General features: G+C 61.9%; 18 protein-coding genes. 10 read left to right on the top strand and 8 right to left on the bottom strand.

The genetic code is table 11. From position 1 onward, the window contains the following. Positions 1-64: 64 nt before the first annotated feature. Positions 65-2,308 carry an ATP-binding protein gene (locus F0P96_RS19085; RefSeq protein WP_151080582.1) on the top strand — a complete coding sequence of 748 codons (2,244 nt, stop codon included), beginning with the start codon at positions 65-67 and terminating at the stop codon, positions 2,306-2,308. Positions 2,309-2,339: 31 nt separating this feature from the next. Here the strand turns inward: F0P96_RS19085 and F0P96_RS19090 are convergent, their stop codons facing one another. Then, on the bottom strand, positions 2,340-2,843 hold the full coding sequence (locus F0P96_RS19090; protein ID WP_151080583.1) for a hypothetical protein: 504 nt from the start codon (positions 2,841-2,843) through the stop codon (positions 2,340-2,342). A 218-nt stretch (positions 2,844-3,061) separates the two neighbouring features. Here F0P96_RS19090 and F0P96_RS19095 point away from each other — a divergent pair, with 218 nt between their 5' ends. Both F0P96_RS19095 and F0P96_RS19100 read left to right on the top strand, forming a co-directional pair. Further along, positions 3,062-5,071 carry an AAA domain-containing protein gene (locus F0P96_RS19095; protein WP_151080584.1) on the top strand — a complete coding sequence of 670 codons (2,010 nt, stop codon included), beginning with the start codon at positions 3,062-3,064 and terminating at the stop codon, positions 5,069-5,071. A 137-nt stretch (positions 5,072-5,208) separates the two neighbouring features. Next, positions 5,209-5,721, top strand: coding sequence for an FKBP-type peptidyl-prolyl cis-trans isomerase (locus tag F0P96_RS19100; RefSeq protein ID WP_151080585.1), 513 nt, complete (start codon positions 5,209-5,211; stop codon positions 5,719-5,721). Between the two features lie 359 nt (positions 5,722-6,080). On the opposite strand, the gene F0P96_RS19105 is transcribed toward F0P96_RS19100, so the two are convergent. Then, on the bottom strand, positions 6,081-6,677 hold the full coding sequence (locus tag F0P96_RS19105; protein ID WP_160619935.1) for an acyl carrier protein phosphodiesterase: 597 nt from the start codon (positions 6,675-6,677) through the stop codon (positions 6,081-6,083). 106 nt (positions 6,678-6,783) lie between these two features. On the opposite strand from F0P96_RS19105, the gene F0P96_RS19110 reads away from it, so the two are divergent. The 6 genes from F0P96_RS19110 to leuS all read left to right on the top strand — a co-directional run bounded on the left by F0P96_RS19110 (position 6,784) and on the right by leuS (position 12,579). Beyond that, positions 6,784-7,296 (top strand): pyridoxamine 5'-phosphate oxidase family protein, encoded by a 513-nt coding sequence (locus tag F0P96_RS19110; RefSeq protein WP_151080587.1) that lies wholly within the window; start codon positions 6,784-6,786, stop codon positions 7,294-7,296. A gap of 137 nt (positions 7,297-7,433) precedes the next feature. After that, positions 7,434-8,168 carry a spheroidene monooxygenase gene (locus F0P96_RS19115; RefSeq protein ID WP_167291248.1) on the top strand — a complete coding sequence of 245 codons (735 nt, stop codon included), beginning with the start codon at positions 7,434-7,436 and terminating at the stop codon, positions 8,166-8,168. 260 nt (positions 8,169-8,428) lie between these two features. Then, a complete protein-coding gene (locus F0P96_RS19120) occupies positions 8,429-8,653 on the top strand; it encodes a hypothetical protein (RefSeq protein WP_151080588.1) in 225 nt (74 codons plus the stop codon). A gap of 141 nt (positions 8,654-8,794) precedes the next feature. Continuing rightward, positions 8,795-9,496 (top strand): hypothetical protein, encoded by a 702-nt coding sequence (locus F0P96_RS19125; protein ID WP_151080589.1) that lies wholly within the window; start codon positions 8,795-8,797, stop codon positions 9,494-9,496. A gap of 24 nt (positions 9,497-9,520) precedes the next feature. Then, positions 9,521-9,733, top strand: a complete 213-nt coding sequence (locus tag F0P96_RS19130) for a hypothetical protein (RefSeq protein WP_151080590.1) — start codon at positions 9,521-9,523, stop codon at positions 9,731-9,733. Between the two features lie 62 nt (positions 9,734-9,795). Further along, a complete protein-coding gene (gene leuS, locus F0P96_RS19135; protein WP_151080591.1) occupies positions 9,796-12,579 on the top strand; it encodes a leucine--tRNA ligase in 2,784 nt (927 codons plus the stop codon). Positions 12,580-12,909: 330 nt separating this feature from the next. Here leuS and F0P96_RS19140 read toward each other — a convergent pair whose 3' ends face one another. The 4 genes from F0P96_RS19140 to F0P96_RS19155 form a co-directional block, all read right to left on the bottom strand. Then, positions 12,910-13,560 (bottom strand): NAD(P)-dependent oxidoreductase, encoded by a 651-nt coding sequence (locus F0P96_RS19140; protein ID WP_151080592.1) that lies wholly within the window; start codon positions 13,558-13,560, stop codon positions 12,910-12,912. A 79-nt stretch (positions 13,561-13,639) separates the two neighbouring features. After that, on the bottom strand, positions 13,640-14,089 hold the full coding sequence (locus F0P96_RS19145; protein WP_151080593.1) for an Rrf2 family transcriptional regulator: 450 nt from the start codon (positions 14,087-14,089) through the stop codon (positions 13,640-13,642). An 82-nt stretch (positions 14,090-14,171) separates the two neighbouring features. Beyond that, complete coding sequence (locus F0P96_RS19150) at positions 14,172-14,534, bottom strand: MmcQ/YjbR family DNA-binding protein (RefSeq protein WP_151080594.1); 363 nt, start codon at positions 14,532-14,534, stop codon at positions 14,172-14,174. 23 nt (positions 14,535-14,557) lie between these two features. Continuing rightward, on the bottom strand, positions 14,558-14,737 hold the full coding sequence (locus tag F0P96_RS19155) for a DUF6728 family protein (RefSeq protein ID WP_151080595.1): 180 nt from the start codon (positions 14,735-14,737) through the stop codon (positions 14,558-14,560). 265 nt (positions 14,738-15,002) lie between these two features. Here F0P96_RS19155 and F0P96_RS19160 point away from each other — a divergent pair, with 265 nt between their 5' ends. Then, positions 15,003-15,416, top strand: coding sequence for a nuclear transport factor 2 family protein (locus tag F0P96_RS19160; protein WP_160619933.1), 414 nt, complete (start codon positions 15,003-15,005; stop codon positions 15,414-15,416). A gap of 16 nt (positions 15,417-15,432) precedes the next feature. Here F0P96_RS19160 and F0P96_RS19165 read toward each other — a convergent pair whose 3' ends face one another. After that, positions 15,433-15,753 (bottom strand): DUF6984 family protein, encoded by a 321-nt coding sequence (locus F0P96_RS19165; protein WP_151080597.1) that lies wholly within the window; start codon positions 15,751-15,753, stop codon positions 15,433-15,435. A gap of 9 nt (positions 15,754-15,762) precedes the next feature. Then, the gene (locus F0P96_RS19170) at positions 15,763-16,434 is read right to left on the bottom strand and encodes an HAD family hydrolase (RefSeq protein WP_151080598.1); all 672 of its coding nucleotides are present in this window, start codon (positions 16,432-16,434) and stop codon (positions 15,763-15,765) included. Positions 16,435-16,463 lie beyond the last annotated feature (29 nt).

The following is a 16,463-nucleotide window of genomic DNA, read 5'->3' on the forward strand; positions in this document are numbered from 1 at the left end:
CTGCACCCCGCTGCCGCGCGCTGACTTTCTGGTCCTGTTCTTCTTATCGACGCTTCTGTAGTTCGTGCGCACAATCCTGTTCCGCTTTCTGGCGCTGATTTTCTTGGTGTGGCTCGGGGGGCCCGTGCGGGCCGGCGGCTATTGGAATGCCGACTATGACTCGCTTCGAAGCACCCTGCCCTATCAGGCCAGTGACACGGCCCGGCTGCGCACCCTCGTGCACCTGCTCGACGTGACGGAGCTGACCGAAGCCCGGCGCCGCGAAGAAGCCCTGCCCCTGCTCGACAAGCTGGTCGTGCTCAACCAGGAACTGCAGCGCTTCGACGACCGTCCCTACCGGCTCTTGCGCCGCGGCGTGCAACTGTGGGTGGAGGGCACCCACGACGCGCAGGCCATGGAACTGCTGCACCAAGCCATCGACCTGTTCGATGAGGTGCACCGGCCCATTCCGCGCCTGCTCATCGACCTGGCCCCGCTCTACAACCGCCTGCACCAGTCGGCGGCGCGCTTCACCTACTTCCGGCAAAAGCTCGACTACTACCGGGTGAACGGGCCCGCGGAAAACGCGGCGGCCTGCTACCTCGTGCTGGCCGGCTCCTACCGCCACCGCGGCGACTTCAACCAGGCCATCAGCCACTACCTGCACGCGGCCGACCTGTTCCGGCATTTCGACCGCATGCTCTACAGCAACGAGCTGATGGTGGCCGGCTCGGCCTACGCCGACTGGGGCAACACCCGCAAAGCCCTGCATTACCTGCACCAGGCCGTGGCCCTCGAAAACCGCTACAACCTGGAAGGCCTGCGCCGTTTCTATACCCTGCAGGCCCTTTCGCGGGTGTACCAACGCCAGGGCCAGTTGCCCGAGGCCCTGCGCTACGCCGATCAGGCCCTGCAAGCCGGCCGCCGCGACTCGGCCGACCGCGCCCTGTACACGGCCTACGGGCTGGTGCGCAAAAGCGCGGTGCTCATTCAAATGGGGCAGGCCGGTGCCGCAACGCCTCTGCTGCGCCGCGCCCAGCAGCTGGCCGATTCGTTGCAGTTGCCTATTTCCGGCCGGCCCGGCGAGTTTCTACTCGACGAAACCTGGGCCCGCTACTACGCCGCCCGCGGCGACTACAGCCGCGCCGAAACGCACTGGCTGGCGGCCTACCGGCAAGCATCGGCCGGGCACTTCGACATGTTGCGGCCAGGGCTGTTGCAGGAGCTGATCCGATTCTACGACGCGCGTCAGCAGCCCGAGCGCGTGCAGCAGTTCACCCGCACCTACCTCGCCCTCGTCGATTCGATGAGCACCGCCCACGCCGGCTTCAATGTGGCGCAGTACGAGGGCGAGCGGCTGGAGCAGGCCCAAACCGCCCAGATTGCGGCGCTCCGGCAGGCCCAGGCCGTGCAGCACGTGCAGCTGCGCCAGCGCAGCTATCTGCTGGGCAGCGTGCTGTTTGTGGTGGCGCTGGTGTCGGGGCTGGGCGTGATGCTCTACCGCCAACTACAGCTGAACCGCCGCACCCTGGCCCAGCTGCGCGAGGCGCAGCAACAGCTGGTAGCCGCCGAAAAGTGGGCCTTTGTGGGCGAAGTCTCAACCGGTATTGCCCACGAGCTGCAGAATCCGCTCAGCTTCATGAAGCGCTTTGCGGAAGTGAGCAGCGCCATGCTCGACAACGTGCAGCACTTGCCCCCGGGCCAGGGCGCCGGCACCGGCGCGCTGCAGCAGGAAATTGTGGCCGGCCTCAAGCAGAACCTGCACGAAATCAGCCAGCACGGCTTGCGGGCCTCGTCCATCATCAAAGGCATGCTGGAACATTCGCGCACCGGCCTCCAGCACCGCCAGCTCACCGACCTGAATGCCCTGGTGACCGAGCACGCCCGCCTGGCCTACGAGGCGTACCAAAGCCAGGCACCCGGCGTGCCCGCGCAGTTGTCGCTCGACCTTTCCCCGCAGCTGCCCGCCGTTGCCGTCGTTCCGCAGGATATGGGCCGGGTGCTGCTGAACCTGCTCAGCAACGCCTTTCATGCCGTGCGGCAGCGCGAGCAAACCACCGAAGCCGGTTTCGCGCCGGCTGTGCACATCAGCACCCGCCAGCTGAACGGGCAGGTGGAAATTCGGGTGCGCGACAACGGCTCCGGCATTCCGGCCGACCTGCACGAGCAAATCTTCCAGCCCTTCTTCACCACCAAGCCCGTAGGCGAAGGCACAGGCTTGGGCCTGTCTCTCAGTCACGACATCGTGACCAAGGGCCACGGCGGCACCTTGCGCGCCGAAACGCGGGCAGGTGAATACACGGAGTTTGTAATTACGCTGGAAGGGTAGCCGCTTCCTCCCACCGAGCACTTTCCAATACTTAGGGACGAGAATTGGAAGTAAATCTATTCTCTAGCCTTAATGCTAGTTCGTAACCACTTCTGATTTTGTTCTGATCTGCCTCATCAAGGTTATTGAAGCAATTTCTACTTACTATATAACTAAATATGACCTCTTTCCCTCGCCTGACTAAGAGTATTGTTTGGGCAACATGAGCACCCGAGTTTTGTTCCATTGATAGATAATGACCAGTTGGAATTTTGCCGAGAATATTCCTCACAGTAGCGTCATCGTTTAGCCTAAGCTGTGTTGTATCTATTTCCCCTTTATAGTTGAGGTTCAGGCAGTAGCTGCCTGTCTGATTTACCATAAGCCTTTTAGAGTTGAATTTATCCGGCTTTCCTCCCACGGAAGTGATAAGCAAAACCTCGGCTTGCGTTTTTACTGAGAAAAAATCAGACAACCAATTTTCTAATCCATCGAACTCAGGTTTAGCAGGAAAGGCAGTCTGGTAAAGTTTATCTACCTGTATTATAGAAGACATAGCTCGGGGTCTAATACAAGACGCAAGTAATAAGCATGATGCTAGCACGGCAGCAAGAACTCTTGTTATCATATTAAGAACTAATGCTTGTCAGACATATAGGTATGGCAAAATAATCTTTCAAGAGTTGCAATCCATTTTCTCCCCGACCTTCGGCCGCACGTTTGCCGTTTAACACTTGTTGAACTGGTTTACTCTTCGCACCTCAGATTACAAGCTTGGCTGAAGCTACCCCCACTACCCCCGCCCTCGAACCCGTTTACGACGAGCTGAAACGCGTAGCCGGCCTGCTGCGCGTGGAGCAGCAAGAAGACCTGGAGCAATACCGCATCCGCAACGCCAAAAGCACCATTGCCGAGCGCGTGCACCGCGGCCTGAGCTGGTACCCGGTCAAAATCTCGAAGGAAGACATCGGCTTTGGCGGCAAGCTGGTGCTGGAGCTGGAGCGTCCCAGCGGCCAGAGCCAGCAGCTGCATTTGTTTCAGGTGGGCAAAAACGCCGCCCTGTTCGGCAACGTGCCCGGCCGTGCCGGCACCGACAAGCCCACCCTGCAAGGCGTGGTGACGAGCGTGCGGCGCAACAAAATCACCCTTGCCACCAACAAGGAAGACCTGCCCGACTGGGTGGAAGAAGGCGGCAAGCTGGGCCTCGATTTGACGTTTGACGAAGTCAGCTACCGCGAAATGGAGCTGGCCCTGCAGAAAGTACAGGGCGCCTACGGCCGCCTCGCCGAGCTGCGCGACACGCTGCTGGGCCACCGCCCGGCCGAATACAAATCGGCGGAGCAGACCGAAAAGCTCTACTACCCCAACCCGCTCAACGCCTCGCAAACTGCCGCCGTGCAGCACGTGCTGGCCGCCAAAGATGTGGCCATCATCCACGGCCCGCCCGGCACCGGCAAAACCACCACGCTGGTGCAGGCCATTCTGGAAACCATCCGGCGCGAGCGGCGCGTGCTGGTGTGCGCGCCCTCCAACACGGCCGTGGACTTGCTCACCGAAAAGCTGGCCGAGCGCGGCGTTAACGTCATTCGCATGGGCAACCCCTCGCGCGTGTCGGATTTGCTGCTGGAGCACACGCTGGATGCCCAGGTGATGACCCACAAGCACTACCCCGAGATGCGCAGCCTGCGCCAGACGGCCGAGCAATACCGCCAGATGGCCGGCCAGTACAAGCGCAACTACGGCTGGGAAGAGCGGCAGCAGCGCCAGAACCTCAAGGAGCAGGCCCACCAACTCTTGCAGGAGTCGGATCAGCTCGAAAAGTACATCACCGAAGATCTGCTGGAGAAAGTGCAGGTCATTACCTGCACGCTGGTGGGCGCCGCCAACCGCGCCATTCGCCACCTCACCTACGAGACGGTATTCATCGACGAAGCCGCGCAGGCCCTGGAGCCGGGCTGCTGGATTCCGATAACGAAAACGGAACGCGTGGTGCTGGCCGGCGACCATTGCCAGCTGCCGCCCACCGTGAAAAGCGACAAAGCCGCCGCCCAGGGCCTGCGCGAAACGCTCTTCGAGAAGTGCATCACGCGCCAGCCCGAAACCGCGAAAATGCTGGAAGTGCAGTACCGCATGCACGAGGACATCATGCGCTTCAGCTCCGACCAATTCTACGGCGGCAAGCTGCAGGCCGATGAGCGCGTGCGCCGCGCCGACCTGCACGCCTACGACGTGCGCTTTGCCCCCGAGCCCGGCGCGGTGGAGTTCATCGACACGGCCGGCTGCGGCTTTGAGGAGCTGGGCATTCTGGACTCGCCCTCGGTGGCCAACCCCGAAGAGGCCAACCTGCTCTTGCGCCGCCTCGTGGAGCTGCTGCAGGACTACCACCCCGACGACCACGACCACGACCACGACCAGCACCCGCTCAGTATCGGCGTCATTGCACCCTACCGCGCCCAGATCAACCACCTGAAAGACCGCGTGGAGGATATTCCCGAGCTGCACGAGCTGCTGCTCAAGCGCCAGCTCAGCATCGGCACCGTCGACTCGTTTCAGGGCCAGGAGCGCGACGTCATTGCCATTACCCTCACCCGCTCCAATGCCGCCTCCGACATCGGGTTCCTGGCCGACGTGCGCCGCATGAACGTGGGCATGACCCGCGCCCGCCGCAAGCTCCTCATGGTCGGCGACTCGGCCACGCTCAGCTCGCACCCCTTCTACCGCGACTTCGTCAACTACGTGGAAGACATCGGCGCCTACCGCACGGCCTGGGAATTTCAGCAGTAGCGCCGCCCCCGGTTTCCCTGTCGCTCTGAGCGTGACGGCGTTTAGTCGGATACGCCTCTGCGCCGCCCAACGGCGTCGTTATTTTCCCGTACTTGCCTTCAAGTTCACACAAGGTTTTCAACCAGCCCCGATACCCCATGCAGATTGCCGACAACAAAGTGGTGACCCTCACCTACGACCTGAGTGTCACCAACGACGAGCAGGAAAAAATGCTCGTCGAAAAGGCCGAAGCCGACTCGCCCATGGTGTTTTTGTTTGGCATGAGCGGCTTGCCCGAGGAGTTTGAGCAGCAGCTGCAAGGCAAAAACCCCGGCGACACCTTCGCCTTCAGCCTCTCGCCCGAAGACGGCTACGGCGACTACGACCAGAACGCCCTCGTGGACCTGCCCAAGAACGTGTTCGAAATCGACGGCAAAATCGATACCGAGATGCTGCAGGCTGGCAACTACCTGCCCATGTCGGATAACCAAGGCAACCAGCTGCAAGGCAAAGTGGTAGCCGTAACCGACGATACCGTGCAGATGGACTTCAACCACCCCCTCGCCGGCATGACCATGCACTTCGAAGGCAAAGTGGTAGACGTGCGCGATGCAACGAAAGAAGAACTCGACCACGGCCACGTGCACGGCGAAGGCGGGCACCACCACTAAGGCTGTTGCCAGCTTTACAGGCATAAAAAAACGGGGCCGCGCAGCCCCGTTTTTTTATGCCTGATTCGCATCATCTATCGGGGCTGAATGCCTGGAGGGATTTAATAAAGTCGTTAATGGTGACAACTAAAGGGGTCTGTGCCTCGCAACAGGCAACCATTACATCGTCCCACAGCTCTACCACATCGTTTGCGTAGTCGAATTCCAATCGATACACGTTGCTGGCCCAGGTATAGCGGGCCATACGGTACACTTGGTGCAGACCAATTATGAGTAGTAACTCAGCCCTTGTTACGCGGTTAATTTCTATTCGAAGAAAGAAATCCAGCGAAGCAAATACCGGTGCTGTGCTTTTCATTTCAAGTGTTTATTAGCTCATCCACCGCCGCCCGCACCTCCGGCCAAAACTCCTCGAAATCCATTTCATAAGCTGGCCGCTCGGCTAGAAACGCGGCCCCGCCCGTGGCCAGCACCTCCGCGCCGGGCACGCGCCGACTGAGCCCGTCCAAGGCCCGCGCCAGCCCTTCCGGTTGGGCGTAGCCGGTTAGCCAGTCGCCTTCGCGCATGTACCGAAACATGTGCTGCAAGCGCTCCGGCAACTCGTTGTGGCGGGCTTGCAGAATGGTGTACATGCGCTGACTGAACGCGGCCAGCGGCTCCTGCGGGCGGTAGGTGTAGCGGGCAAAGTCGCGGGCCAGCAGGTGGTCGTAGCCCACGTCGGCCACCACGCCGGCCCACTTGCCCAGGCCCTGCTCGCGCAGGCGGGCGGTGCTGCGCCGCACCACCGGGTGGTTGTCGGTAAACGAGTCGATGAGGCGGTGCAGGCGGATGCCGCGCTGCACGGCGGCCGGGTAGGCTTCGAGGGCGGCGCGGCCGCGCACGGCTTCGGCGGCGAAGTTGCCCACGATGAGGTCGTCGTTGGGGCCCGAGAGCAGCAGGTGGGCGAGGAAGTTCACGGCGGCAAGGTAGCGGAAGCTGGGCTGGGTCGCCAACCCGCGCCGCAACCCGCCCGTAAGCCCTTCTACTCCTTCCGCACATCCACACCAACCTCCCAACAATCTCATGGCCGACCAAACGCCCGTTACCCACGACCTTTCCAAGCTGCTCGACAAAATCAAGGACGTGCGCATTGCCATGCTCACCACCTTCGACGAGCAGAACGAGCTGCATTCACGCCCGATGTTTACCCAGAAGCCCGAAGCCGACGGCAACCTGCTGTTCTTCACCGACGCCGACTCGGCCAAGGTGTACGAGGTGAAGCAGGACCAGCACGTGAACCTGAGCTACGCCCACCCCGGCAACAACGTGTACGCCTCCGTAACCGGCCACGCCAGCGTGTACCGCGACCAGGCCAAAATCGACGAGCTGTGGTCGGAAGACATGCGCGCCTGGTTTCCCAAGGGCAAGGAAGACCCCAGCATCCGCATTCTGAAAGTAGAAATTCAGAAAGCCGAGTACTGGGATTCACCTTCGTCGCTGCTCAGCCGCGCCTATGGCTACGTGCGCGCCGTGGCCACCGGCGAGCGAAGCAAAGACGACGACGTGAACCAGCACGCGCAGGTGAAAACGAAATAAGCCACCCGCCGAAACCACGGGACGCAAACGCCCGTACATGGTTTTGTCCACCGCGCCCTACTTAGCTACTATCCGAAAGGGAGAGAATTCGTTCTCTCCCTTTTTTGTTGTTTGCGGGTCCATTCAGCTCTTCTCGCTTGCCTGCCACGCCCACTTCGCCGCTCACCACGCTCACCATCATTTCGCTGCACCCCGCTCACCGCCGCTGGGGCTTGGCCCAAATGGGCGTGCTGCCGCGCCAGTTCGGGCAGGTGCCGGGCCTGCGCTTCGCCAAGCTTTTGGGGTCGGGGTTCGATTTTGGCCTGCGGCCTAACCTGTGCCGCTACGGGCTGATGGCGGTGTGGGACAGCGAAGCCGCCGCGCAGGCGTTTTTCAGCGGGCACACTGGTTGGCAGCAGTTTCGGCAGCGCAGCACCGAGCTGTGGACGGCCTACCTGCAGCCGCTGCAGGCACACGGCGCCTGGGACGGCCAAAACCCGTTTGCCTACGAGGTGACCGAAGTTGCGGAAGCCGCCGACGGGCCTGTAGCGGTGCTCACGCGGGCCAGCATTCGGCCGCTGCGGGCGTGGAGCTTTTGGCGAGCGGTGCCGCCCGTGAGCCGCGCCGTGACTTCGGCAGCGGGTTATGTGGGCGGTATTGGGTTGGGCGAGCTGCCGTTTATCCGGCAAGCCACGTTCAGCGTGTGGGAATCGGCGGCGCTGATGCGGCAGTATGCCTACGGCGCCGGGCACGACGGCCGCCACAAAGACGTGGTCAGGCGCACGCGGCAGGAAAAGTGGTACTCCGAAGAGCTGTTTGCGCGGTTTCGGGTGCTGCGCACCGACGGCACCTGGGACGGCTATAACCCGCTGCTACGCCCCGAAAGGGCATAAAAAAGCGGACCGCCTGTCACGGTACAACACCACACCTGAGGTTGTACCTAGTTGCCGCATTTGACAGGCAGCCCGCTCATTACAAAGTAACGCGGGCACTTTTCGCTTTGGGGCAGCACAACTACGGATATTGCCCGGTTATTAGTACGTAATTTTTATGCTCCAAATCGTTGCCTGAGCATTTAAAAGCCGCTTTTCGGCTGCTTTATTGTCGAGCTATTACCCTGAAAACCAAGACACCTACTGCCAACTATGCTACCATGAAAGCCCTGCTGGAGGCCGAGCAATACGTGCCGCGCAGCCTCATCTGCCGTATCCAGGAACTCGACCCCATCGGGCGCGCCCCCCTGCCCCCCGGTGGGCTGGACCTCAACCTTACCATCGAGAATCCCATTGACCAGAGCGGTCTGCGGGCCTATGCCACCAAGCCCGGACTACCTGGCCAGCCCCGGGTAATCATCAATAATTCCCGGCGCGAAATCTAGGACTTCATTGCGAAGAACTCACTGGACCTTGCCAAAGACAAGAAAGCGGCGGAAGGTGCGCGTGATGCCAAGCGCATCAAGTACTCCTTGTAATGTCCTTCCAAGCTTTACTTTCGGGTCTCTTCATTTCCTGCTGATAGTATGATATTCGCTCCTCCGTTTGTTGAATGGCACATGCGCCGGGTTTTGTTTACGGTGTATGATGAGTTGGATAGGCACATGGAGATGCCGTGGTCTCAGCCATACGGCATCTTAAAAAAGAAGCAGCTGGCCGCCTTTCAGGCTGAGGGCATCCCGGAAGTGGTGTTGTCGTACGGACGTCAGATAAACGGGCTACGGGCTGATTGGCAGGCGCGCGGAGGCGTGCGGCTGGAGGGCAGCATCAACCTGCTGCCGGTGGAGCGGATCTACGGCCCGCTGGACCCGGACGAGTTTCTGGTGCTGCCCGAGGACGCGCCCGAACTCCACGACTTCCGGCCGGTGGACATGTTCAAGCCCGACGCCTGCGTGGGCCTGCTCCACGACGAGCGGCGCAGCCCGCAGCTGTACTACTACGACGAGAGTGACCGGGACCTGGAGCCGCTGGACCTGGACCTGCAGGGCTACATCTCGCTGCTGCAGTTCACCTGGGGCTTTCTGAACTGGCTGCTGCTGCTGCTCGAGCTGGCCAGCCCCGCCGGGCAGGCCCGCCCCTTCCGCCTGCAGCCCGATTCGTTGGCCAGCAACACCATTGCATGGAAACTGCCGCTGCTGGCCCAGCACATTCCCGACTGGGACCTGGACGCCTTCGTGGCCCACTACGACCTGGTCAAGCTCTCGGCCCAGCCGAAAAGGGCCACGTAAGACAAGCGGCCGTGCCCAGCAGCAGTGGAAACCACGCTGGTGCGCCTGCTGCCCGTGGCGCTGGGCTTCCTGGCCAAGTGGCTGAACCTGGACGGCATCAGCGGCGCCATTCAAACGGGCCTGAAGAAAGTGCAGGCTCCGGTGGAGCGGGCCCTCACCCAGGTGCTCCATGTCGTCGCCGAAGAGGTTGGCGTTTCCGCCGAGGAAAATCGGCTTCGCATTCTGATTACCGGATAAAAAATCCGCCCAAGTTTCTGCTTGTCCTAACTTCGCGGTTTCAGCAATCGAATAACCGCCCTATGCCCGGCTACCGTCCGCAGGAGATAGAGAAGAAATGGCAGCAGTTCTGGCAGCAGAACCAGACCTTCCGCGCCCAGAACCACTCCGATAAGCCCAAGTACTACGTGCTCGACATGTTTCCCTACCCCTCGGGAGCCGGGCTGCACGTAGGGCACCCGCTGGGCTACATTGCCTCCGACATCGTGTCGCGCTACAAGCGCCACCGCGGCTTCAACGTGCTGCACCCCATGGGTTTCGACTCCTTCGGCCTGCCCGCCGAGCAGTACGCCATCCAGACCGGGCAGCACCCCGAGAAGACCACCCGCGAGAATATTACCCGCTACATCGAGCAGCTCTCGGCCCTGGGCTTCAGCTACGACTGGTCGCGCGAAATCCGCACCTCCAACCCCGACTACTATAAGTGGACGCAGTGGATTTTTCTGAAGCTGTTCAACTCGTGGTACAACCTCGACACCAACAAAGCGGAATCAATTCGCACCCTGCAGGAGAAGTTTGCCGCTGAGGGCTCGAAGGGCGTGCGCGCCGTGTGCGACGAGGAGGAAGTGCACGACTTCTCGGCCGGGCAGTGGCAGATGATGACGGAGGCCCAGAAAATTGCCGCCGTTCACCCCTACCGCCTCGCCTACCAATCGGAAACTTACGTGAACTGGTGCGCCGGCCTGGGCACGGTGCTGTCGAACGACGAGGTGAAAGACGGCGTGTCGGAGCGCGGGGGCTTCCCGGTGGAGCGCCGCCTGATGCCCCAGTGGAACCTGCGCATCACCGCTTACGCCCAGCGCCTGCTCGACGGCCTCGACCACCTCGACTGGCCCGACGCGGTCAAGGAAATGCAGCGCAACTGGATTGGCCGCTCCGTGGGCGCTGAGGTGCGCTTCGAGGTCGAAAACCACCCCGAGCTGCCGCTGACCGTGTTTACCACCCGCCCCGATACGCTGTTCGGCGTGTCGTACATGGCGGTGGCCCCCGAATCGGAGCTGATTGATGTGCTGACCACCCCAGCGCAGCGCGAGGCGGTGAGCAAGTACGTGGAGTACGCCAAAAACCGCTCGGAGCGCGACCGGATGGCCGACGTGAAGACCATCACCGGCGAATTCACCGGCGCCTACGCCCTGCATCCATTCAGCGGCGAAAAGCTGCCCATCTGGGTGGCCGACTACGTGCTGGCCGGCTACGGCACCGGCGTGGTCATGGCCGTGCCCGCCCACGACACCCGCGACTTCGCCTTTGCCCGGCACTTCAGCCTCCCGATTATACCGGTGGTGGAAGGCTTTGACGAGGAAGCCGGCGAGGCCTACGTGGCCAAGGAAGGCCGCATTGTCAATTCCGACTTCCTCAACGGCCTCGACGTGAAGCCCGCCATCCAGGAAGTCATCAAGCGCCTGGAGGAAAAGGGCATCGGCAAGGGCAAAATCAACTACCGCCTGCGCGACGCCATCTTCGGCCGGCAGCGCTACTGGGGGGAGCCGATTCCCATTTACTACCGCGACGGCATGGCCTTCGGCGTGGCCGAGCAGGACTTGCCGCTGGTGCTGCCCGAAATCGACGAGTACAAGCCCACCGAAACCGGGGAGCCGCCGCTGGGCCGCGCCCAGGACTGGAAGTACCGCAACGAGTTTGAGTTTGAGCTGAGCACCATGCCCGGCTGGGCCGGCTCCTCGTGGTACTACCTGCGCTACATGGACCCCAAGAACGAGGACCGGTTCGTGGGCGAAGAAGCCGAGCGGTACTGGCAGAACGTGGACCTGTACATGGGCGGCGCCGAGCACGCCACCGGCCACCTGCTCTACTCCCGCTTCTGGCACCTGTTTCTGAAGGATTACGGCCTGGTGACGACCGAAGAGCCCTTCCAGAAGCTCATCAACCAGGGCATGATCCTGGGCCGCTCGAACTTCGTGTATCGCATCAACGGCACCAATACGTTCGTGACGCTCGGCAAAAAGGATCAGTACGACACCACGCCCCTGCACGTGGACATCAGCATCGTCGAAAACGACGTGCTCGACACGGAAGCCTTCCGCCGCTGGCGCCCCGACTACGCCAACGCGGAATTCATCCTCGAAGACGACGGCCGCTACGTCTGCGGCTGGGAGGTGGAAAAAATGTCGAAGAACCGCTTCAACGTGGCCACCCCCGACGACCTGGTGGAGCGTTTCGGCGCCGACGTGCTGCGCTTGCACGAGATGTTCCTCGGCCCGCTGGAGCAGTACAAGCCGTGGAATACCCAGGGCATGACCGGCGTGCTGAGCTTCCTGCGCAAGCTCTGGCGCCTGTACTTCCCCGAAGACCGCGACTGGGCCGTCACCGACGAAGCCCCGACGCCGGCCGAGCTAAAAGCCCTGCACAAGGCCATTCGGAAGGCGCAGGAGGACATCGAGCGGTTCTCGTTCAACACCTCCGTCAGCACCTTCATGATCTGCGTGAACGAGCTGTCGGCGCTGAACTGCCGCAAGCGCGCCATCCTGGAGCCGCTGACGGTGCTCATCTCGCCCTACGCCCCGCACCTGGCGGAGGAGCTGTGGGAAGCCCTGGGCCACCCGGTCGGCTCGCTCAGCACCGCGCCATTCCCCGAGTTCGAGGAGAAGTACCTGGTGGAAGACACGGTGAACTACCCCATTGCCATCAACGGCAAGGTGCGGGAGCAGATGCAGTTTGCCGCTGACGCTTCGGCGGCCGACATCGAGGCCGCCGTGCGCGCCACCGACATCCTGGCCCGCTTTGCCGAGGGCAAGCCCGCCAAGAAGGTCATCGTGGTGCCCGGCCGCATGGTGAACGTGGTGGTGTAAGCTGCTGATGTATCAGGCACGAAAAAGCCCGCTGGTGTTGCACCAGCGGGCTTTTTGCTTTCAAAACGATTGAAAATAGAACGTCATCCTGAGCGCAGCGAAGGACCTTGCTCCCACCCTGCACCACCGCTTGAGTCCAGGCACTGGAGCTTGCCGTTGCGGCGTAAAATCTGAAGCGCAGCCGCCGTGGCCCGTACGAGGGCATTGGTGGCTGCGCTTTTGTCGTCCAGCCGATTGGCGTCCGCGCATTGGCATTAGTGTCAGTGCAGGTTTCGAGGAAGGTCCTTCGCTTTGCTCAGGATGACGTACTTGTTTCGTCGCTTTGCCGACTTAATACGCCGCCGTAAACCGCTGCCGGCTGAACTGGTGCTTTTCCACCTCGTCGAGCACCGCCACGGCCAGGTCTTCGCCCGAGAGGATGCTGCGGCCCTGCTCGTTGAACACCGGGTTTTCGGTGCCGAGGCGGTACTGCCCGGTGCGGCCGGTGTCGATGCCCTGGTGCATTTCGATGGCGGGGCTGACGAAGGTCCAGTCTAGCTTGTCATTCTTGCGCAGCTCGGTGAGGTAGTCGCGGGCGGCGGTGGCGCCGGGCTTGTACTCGGCCGGAAACTGCGGGCCATCGACCAGCTGCGCATCGCCTATGTAGAGGCTGCCGGCCCCGCCGATAACCACGAGGCGCGGCACGCCGGCTTGCTCGGTGGCTTTTTCGATGGCGCGGTTGCCGGTCAGGGAGTCGTCGTACAGGTTGGGGTTGGTCCAGCCGGCGTTGAAGGCGTTGACGACCACGTCGTGGCCTTTCAGCTGCTCGGCCAGCTGCGCAGGCTGGTTCACGTCGCCCGGCACCACGGTGAGGCCGGCGGGCTGCTCGGTGATTTTGCTCGGGTCGCGCACGATGGCCGTGACCTGGTGGCCGCGCTGCAGGGCTTCGCGCAGCAGGTTCGAGCCGACAAAGCCGGTGGCGCCGAGGAGGGCAATGTTCATGGGTTCTGGGGTTAGAGTTGGTGTTGCAAAGGAACAACCTATTGTAACCATAATTGTTACAATATGCGACAAAAAAATTTCAGTTCACGCCTACCGCGGCCTTGGCGGCAATATCCAGGGCCACCTGCTGCAGCGTAACGCCCGCTAACTGCTGCTCCAGGGCGGTTTGGGCCCGTTGCAGCGTCTCGTTCAGGGCCGTCTGGATGTTGCGGCCCACCGGGCAGGCCGGGTTGGGCTGCTCGTGGATGCTGAACAGCTGCCCGGCCTCCACCACCTCGGTGGCCTGGTACACGTCGAGGAGACTGATGGCGGCGGCGGGCCGCGAGAGGAAAGTGCCGCCCGAGGCGGGGCGCACCTCTACCAGCCCGGCCTTTTTGAGCTGGCCCAGGATGCGGCGGATAACCACCGGGTTGGTGTTGACGCTGCCGGCCATCCGCTCGGAAGTCAGCAGGCTATCCTGGGCGGGTTGGTGCAGGGCCAGCAAAGCCAGCACGTGCACGGCGACGGAAAAGCGGCTGCTGATCTGCATTGAAAGCGGAAAGTCAGGACCGACGCAAGTCGGCTTTAGGGGTGTAACCAAATAGGTTACAGCAATGTTCGACGGGTCAGACTTACTCCTTCTCGGCTTCGGCCAGCTCGGCCTGCACGGCCCGGGGCAGGGAAGCACGCACCAGGTCGTAGGAATGGTCGATAAACTCGCGCAGCTGCCGCAGGGTGACACCGGTACCGATGAGCACCGTGTTCCAGTGCTTCTTGTTCATGTGGTAGCCGGGCACCACGAAGTCGAACTCCTCGCGCAGCTGGACGGCGCGCTCCGGCTCGCACTTCAGGTTCACGCTGCCGAAGTCGTCGATGCTGGTGAGGGCGTAGATTTTGCCGCCGACCTTAAACACCAGCGTATCGGGGCCGAAGGGCGTTTCCTCGGTGGTGCCGGGCTTGGCGAGGCAGTAGTCGCGGAATTCTTCGATGTTCATAACGGCGACGAACGGCGGGCCAGTTAGCGCAGGATAACGAACTTGAAGAGCATGAAAATCAAACCCGCCAGGAACATCAGCATCGATATCTTATTGATGGTGTGCATGGTGCGCAGGTTGAAATTGGTGTGGCGGTTCGGGTCTTTCTTGCGGAAGAAATACGTGAGAACCGGGCCAAAATCAAACAAACCTTTGGTACGCATGAGGCAGAAAATTAAAAGCGGCGGGAAAAGCGAAGGTAGCAAAACGCGCTGCGTAACCACTGCCTTGGCGGGTTGATAACAGCCGGTGCGACCGGATAGTTGCCGGCTGCCCGGCAAGAAAAACCGAACGGCACTGGCCTATTTTGACTCCCTGGCCACCGACGCTGCAACGTCGATTGTCCGGCGGTGCCTATGCGGTATTCCTAAATTTCCCGGCATGAAACTACCGCTCCTCCCCGCTCTGCTCCTGCTTGCTCCCGCCGCTATGGCCCAATCTGCTCCCGCAGCGGCCGAAACCGAGGCCGTGAAACAGACCGTCACCCGTTTTTTCGAGGGCCTGCGCAAAGGCGACAGCGCCATGGTGCGCGGCACCCTCGCCCCGGCCGTGGTGCTGCACACCATCAGTGCCCGCGGTGGCCAAACCCAGGTGCTGGCCGAAAGCCCGAAAGAGTTTCTGCAGGCTGTGGGTACGCCGCACAAGGAAGTGTGGGATGAGCGCATCACGTTCGAGCGGGTGCTGCTGGACGGGCAGTTGGCCAGCGTATGGACGCCCTACCAGTTCTACCTCGGCAACAAGTTCAGCCACTGCGGCTACAACTCGTTTCAACTGGTGAAACTGGCCGCGGGCTGGCGCATTGTCTACGTCATCGACACGCGGCGCAAAGACGGCTGCAAGTAAGAGCGGTGGAGGCGGATTAAAACGCCGGAATTCGCCGCACCGGCGCGTCATCTACCTTCCAGCAATCCAGCTCGAATAAATTGCCTTGCTGATCCAGATACAGCGACACGAGCACCGGCACACCGTCTTCGTCGAGAAATTGCGTGCTGGCAACCCGCTCGCCCAGGCGCTGCTCGGGGTGGGAGCTGACGAACCGCAAGCTCCCAACGCCGCTGGCCGTGATGTCGGCCACCTGGGCCGCGTGCAGTTGCCCCAGCAACTGCTCAGCCTGCGCATGGTCGCGCAGCAAGTAAATAAGCAGTCCTAGCTCGGGCAGGTTCAACGGACGGCTGGTCATGGCAAGCAGCTACGGTTTCTGCTTCTGATCAAAACCCACAATCTGGGCGGCGTCTAACTGCCCGAGGTGCGACACGATGCGGTCGGCGTGGTGCAGGTCCTGCCCTTCTGAATGCTCGCTGCGGTAGCCGATGCAGTACATGCCGGCGGCTTTGGCGGCCGTTACGCCGTTGGCCGAGTCTTCGATGACCAGGCAGTGTTGGGGGGCTACGCCGGCCAGCTTCGCCGCGTGCAGAAAAATGGCCGGGTCGGGCTTGGAGCGCGGAAAGTCCTCCCCGCTCACGAGGTTGTCGAAGTACGGGTACAGGCCGAAGCGCGTGAACACCCGGGCAATGGTTTCCTTGGAAGCCGACGAAGCCAGCTGCAGCGGCACGCCCGCGCGGTGCAGATCGAGCACCAGTTCCCGCGCGCCGGGCAACAGGTCCAGCTCGGTGTCGGCATCGAAGGCAGCGCCGAACAGTTCCCGCTTGCGCAGCATCAGCGTTTCCACGTCGCCAACGAGGCCAAACTCCTGCTTAAGCTGCTGGTAGACGTTGCGCGTAGACGAGCCCAGGAACGTGGCGTACTCCTCGGCCGACATTGGAATACCCAGCTCGGCGAAATGGCGAAAAAAGGCGTCGTGGTGCAGCGGCTCGGTGTCAACGAGCACGCCGTCCATGTCGAAAATGACGGTTTGAATCATGCGGGCGGCTTGGGTGGAAGGCGCGGCAA

Origin of the sequence: Hymenobacter busanensis (assembly GCF_008727865.1) — a bacterium.
Classification (GTDB): domain Bacteria; phylum Bacteroidota; class Bacteroidia; order Cytophagales; family Hymenobacteraceae; genus Solirubrum; species Solirubrum busanense.

Bases quoted from the DNA above. Each gene is read 5' to 3' on its own strand.
- F0P96_RS19090 (WP_151080583.1), bottom strand. From the start codon at position 2,843: ATGTCTTCTATAATACAGGTAGATAAACTTTACCAGACTGCCTTTCCT.
- F0P96_RS19100 (WP_151080585.1), top strand. From the start codon at position 5,209: ATGCAGATTGCCGACAACAAAGTGGTGACCCTCACCTACGACCTGAGT.
- F0P96_RS19110 (WP_151080587.1), top strand. From the start codon at position 6,784: ATGGCCGACCAAACGCCCGTTACCCACGACCTTTCCAAGCTGCTCGAC.
- F0P96_RS19120 (WP_151080588.1), top strand. From the start codon at position 8,429: ATGAAAGCCCTGCTGGAGGCCGAGCAATACGTGCCGCGCAGCCTCATC.
- F0P96_RS19125 (WP_151080589.1), top strand. From the start codon at position 8,795: ATGATATTCGCTCCTCCGTTTGTTGAATGGCACATGCGCCGGGTTTTG.
- leuS (WP_151080591.1), top strand. From the start codon at position 9,796: ATGCCCGGCTACCGTCCGCAGGAGATAGAGAAGAAATGGCAGCAGTTC.
- F0P96_RS19140 (WP_151080592.1), bottom strand. From the start codon at position 13,560: ATGAACATTGCCCTCCTCGGCGCCACCGGCTTTGTCGGCTCGAACCTG.
- F0P96_RS19145 (WP_151080593.1), bottom strand. From the start codon at position 14,089: ATGCAGATCAGCAGCCGCTTTTCCGTCGCCGTGCACGTGCTGGCTTTG.
- F0P96_RS19150 (WP_151080594.1), bottom strand. From the start codon at position 14,534: ATGAACATCGAAGAATTCCGCGACTACTGCCTCGCCAAGCCCGGCACC.
- F0P96_RS19155 (WP_151080595.1), bottom strand. From the start codon at position 14,737: ATGCGTACCAAAGGTTTGTTTGATTTTGGCCCGGTTCTCACGTATTTC.
- F0P96_RS19160 (WP_160619933.1), top strand. From the start codon at position 15,003: ATGGCCCAATCTGCTCCCGCAGCGGCCGAAACCGAGGCCGTGAAACAG.
- F0P96_RS19165 (WP_151080597.1), bottom strand. From the start codon at position 15,753: ATGACCAGCCGTCCGTTGAACCTGCCCGAGCTAGGACTGCTTATTTAC.
- F0P96_RS19170 (WP_151080598.1), bottom strand. From the start codon at position 16,434: ATGATTCAAACCGTCATTTTCGACATGGACGGCGTGCTCGTTGACACC.